The 3,435-nt window shown below is 41.8% G+C and carries 4 protein-coding genes; 3 read left to right on the top strand and 1 reads right to left on the bottom strand.

The genetic code is table 11. The features are described 5' to 3' along the window. The first annotated feature begins 289 nt into the window (after positions 1-289). From GXZ17_RS02570 to GXZ17_RS02560, 3 genes are read left to right on the top strand one after another with little or no spacing between them, the layout of a single operon-like run. Positions 290-523: a hypothetical protein gene (locus GXZ17_RS02570; protein WP_409375728.1), complete on the top strand. Its 234-nt coding sequence runs from the start codon at positions 290-292 to the stop codon at positions 521-523. Continuing rightward, positions 502-996 (top strand): chemotaxis protein CheW, encoded by a 495-nt coding sequence (locus GXZ17_RS02565; RefSeq protein ID WP_409375727.1) that lies wholly within the window; start codon positions 502-504, stop codon positions 994-996. The genes GXZ17_RS02570 and GXZ17_RS02565 overlap by 22 nt, the downstream gene beginning before the upstream one ends. After that, positions 993-2,501: a methyl-accepting chemotaxis protein gene (locus GXZ17_RS02560; protein WP_409375726.1), complete on the top strand. Its 1,509-nt coding sequence runs from the start codon at positions 993-995 to the stop codon at positions 2,499-2,501. The genes GXZ17_RS02565 and GXZ17_RS02560 overlap by 4 nt, the downstream gene beginning before the upstream one ends. Before the next feature lie 98 nt (positions 2,502-2,599). Here the strand turns inward: GXZ17_RS02560 and GXZ17_RS02555 are convergent, their stop codons facing one another. Beyond that, positions 2,600-3,172, bottom strand: coding sequence for a hypothetical protein (locus GXZ17_RS02555; protein WP_409375725.1), 573 nt, complete (start codon positions 3,170-3,172; stop codon positions 2,600-2,602). Between the last annotated feature and the right edge of the window lie 263 nt (positions 3,173-3,435).

The raw sequence follows: 3,435 nt of genomic DNA, 5'->3' as shown, positions 1-3,435 counted from the left end.
GGTAGTTTATTTTAAGGGTGCTGGCAATGGAGTTCTGTTGTGTGCTGGATTTCCATTGCGCTGAATACACAGATTTCTTTTTTCAAAAAAATTCCTGGCTCTAAAGTTTTGGGAGAAGCTGCCGATAATATTTATAAGAGGAGGTAAGAGTAGATATGAAAATGGTACAGGTAAGAAATAACCAGACGGCATTCTTCAACTATCGGAATTTAATCATTGTTCCTCTTTCAAAAAAAAGCTCCTCTTCGGGAAGTAAGGAAGAAAAAGATTCATCGAGAAAGGGTTAGTCTTGCTGTACGAGGAAGAATCGCTGAAGGAATTAGAAGAGAAGGTTTGGGGTTCCTTTTCTGAAGCAATATTCTTAGAAGATTTAGCCCGTAAGTTAGGAGCGGAAATAGTGGATGTCTGGGAAACCGTCCTTCATATGGAAAAGGAAGGATTGATTTCCTTTTATAATTGGCAATATAAGACCGTAATCTATAAAAAAGGGAGGGAAGAACCTTGCCTAAAGAATTCCAATTAGTGGCTTTTCAGTTGGGAGAAGAAACTTATGGGGTGGATATATCTCAGGTGGAAGAAATCATTCGTTTGCAACCTATTACCAAGGTTCCCGGAGCTCCAGACTTTGTAGAAGGAGTAATTAATTTACGAGGAAGAGTAATCCCGGTGATTGACCTCCGGAAGAGATTTCACCTTCCTCCTCGGGAAGAAACTAAAAATACGAGAATTGTGGTAGTAGAAGTTCCTCCTAATACGGTGGGAATGATTGTAGATGCCGTGGATGAGGTTTTGAGAATTAGTGAAGAAAAAATAGAAGCTCCTTCTCTAATAATCTCTTCTATCGATACTGAATATATAAAAGGAGTAGGGAAATTAGAAAACAAGCTTCTTATCCTTTTAGATTTAGCCAAAGTGTTAACTAAAGAAGAAAAAGGTGCTCTGCAAACTATGAAAGAGGAAATGGAGAAAAGAGAAGAGGGAGAGGTGGAAAATTGATTTTATCCCTGCGAGGAAAACTGCTCTTAGGGTTTGGCTTATTGATTGTTCTTTTATTAGTGGCAGTAGGATTGGGTTATTACTCCATTAATGAGGTAAATAACGCTTTTCTTATTCTTTCTGAATTGCAAGACTACGAGGAGGCTTCCCTAGAAGAAATCAGCGCCATCACTGCCCGTATAGACCGGATCCAGAGCACCCTGCTTTTAGTGGGTCTTTTAGCTTTAGCTGCAGGATTGATTTCTGCCTTTTTTCTCTATCGCAGTATTTTAGGACCCATACTTGAATTAACCAGGGGTTGTGAGATGGTGGAAAAAGGAGACCTTCGTCAGGAAATAGAAGTTAAAAGTAAAGACGAGATAGGGAAAGTAGCTCGTAGTTTTAACTCTATGATTCAAAAGCTACGGGAGCTCATAAGTCAGGTGTTGAGAGTTTCTTCTGCTCTGGCTTCCTCAAGTGAAGAACTCTCTTCCTCGATTGAGGAGATTTCTCAAGCTACAGAAGAGATTGCCAAGACCATTTCCCAGGTGGCACAGGGCTCTACCGAGCAGAGTACCGAGTTAGAAGCCATTAGCCAGGAGACCCAGAAGATTTCTCAAATTACCCACCACCTGAGTGAAGCCACTCAGAGGAACCTAAATTTAATAGCAGAGATGAAAAAAGGACTGGAAAAGAACCGGCTCTCTCTTTATGAAATTGAAAAAGCCATGAAGGTAACGAGCACCGAAGGAGAAAATAGTGAAAAAGAAGCTAGGAAAGGGCAGGAGCTTCTTTTTCTTTTAGCCCAGAATATCCAGGAAATCTCCCGGGTAACGCAGGAAGTAGCTCAATCTATCTCCACGCTGGAAGTGAGATCCCAAGAAATAAGTAAAATTGTGGATTTAATTACCGGTATTGCCGAGGAAACCAATCTCTTAGCTTTAAATGCTGCAATTGAAGCCGCCCGAGCAGGAGAGGCAGGAAGAGGGTTTGCCGTGGTGGCTAGTGAAGTCCGAAAATTGGCTGAACAATCAGCTCAAGCAGCACAGCAGATTTCTGCTTTAATCGAAGAAGTAAAGAACGACACTCAGATGGCGGTAGAGAGAATGGAAAGAGCTGAAGACCGGGTCCAGGAAGGAGTGAAAGAATCAGAAGAAGTGGCAAAGAATTTCCAGAATATTCTTGCCACCGTTCAGAAAGTGATACAGAGTGTTAGTAATTTAGGCCTGGTATTTGAAGAAGCGAAGAATTCTCAGAAAATCACGGAAAAAAGCGCTGAAGAAGTAGCTGCTCTTTCTGAAGATAATGCTCAGATGATTCAGGAAATTGATAGCCGTATTCAAGGAGTAAGCAAGAGTATAAGCTCAGTGGCTCTTGTATCAGAAGAAAATGCTGCTTCTTCACAGGAGGTTTCTGCATCTACTGAAGAACAAAGTGCTTCCTTAGAAGAGTTAACCTCTGCTTCCCGATTTCTGGCTCAGTTGGCTCAAGAATTGAGAGACCTGGCAGCTACTTTCCAGGTATGAATACCTTGGGGGAAGAGCTCTGTACCCGGGGTTTTAGACCTCATTATTACTACTCTGGGAAAGCAGGAGACCGGGAAAGAAATTATATAGAGCATCATTTACTGGACACTCAAAGCGATATGGTCAATGAGAAGCCGTATTTCTGAATCATCTTCTGGATTCTTCCCCCGGGCAATGGCCTCGGAGACTTTCTGCTGAAGAAGAGGGAAAGACTCTGCCTGAAGGATGCGATTAGCTTTATAGGTAATTATAATATTCGGGTCTTTTTTCCCGGAAAAAAGATGTAGGAGAACAAGACTCATTGCTGTAGAGCGAGCATTGGCAAAAGAGAGGTTATACCTTTCTCCTTTTTTCACTCGTTCACAGATATCAAGAATTATCTGGTTATCTTTTTGAAATTGAACGAGATACGACCTTCGGGGAGGAACAGGTATTTCATAAGAACCGTCCATTCCCGTTTCCCCTTCTGCGACCACTCTTCCGGTGTGAAGATCAATAACAGTGATTGATGCCCGGGAAAAAAATCGCTCTTTGACCTGGTTTTCTGAGGTAATAAAAGGAACAAAAGCCCTACCCTCAAGGATAGCTTCCTCTTTTTCTCTGGCACCAAGGGGGGAAATAGCTAAAAGAAGAAAAAAGCTCACTATCCCCATCACAGTCCAGCGACGCATAATTTCTAATACCTCCCTCAAGGTATCTAAGTATCTAAACAAGATAGCTAATTTACAAATGAAATACTACCACCGACTCGAAAATACAGCAACTATTTTGATAAGATTCTTTTTACGGCGCTAAATTGTTGATGCCACAAAGCGCATGATGATGTCTGATAGAAATTGTCACGCCATGTGATAAAAAGAGGATTATGGTGACTCCCGAGGGGCAGCGCCACACAGGCAAAATCATGGACTCCCAATGACAATATAGGGGAAAG

Origin of the sequence: Candidatus Sordicultor fermentans, from assembly GCF_012728195.1 — a bacterium.
Taxonomy (GTDB): Bacteria; Atribacterota; Atribacteria; order Atribacterales; family Caldatribacteriaceae; genus Sordicultor; species Sordicultor fermentans.
The sequence above is the reverse complement of the archived record's forward strand: the minus strand, read 5'-3'. Positions and strand labels throughout refer to the sequence as shown.

What these genes read in the sequence shown, in the direction of transcription:
- GXZ17_RS02555 (WP_409375725.1), bottom strand. Translation starts at nt 3,172, where the DNA reads ATGCGTCGCTGGACTGTGATGGGGATAGTGAGCTTTTTTCTTCTTTTA.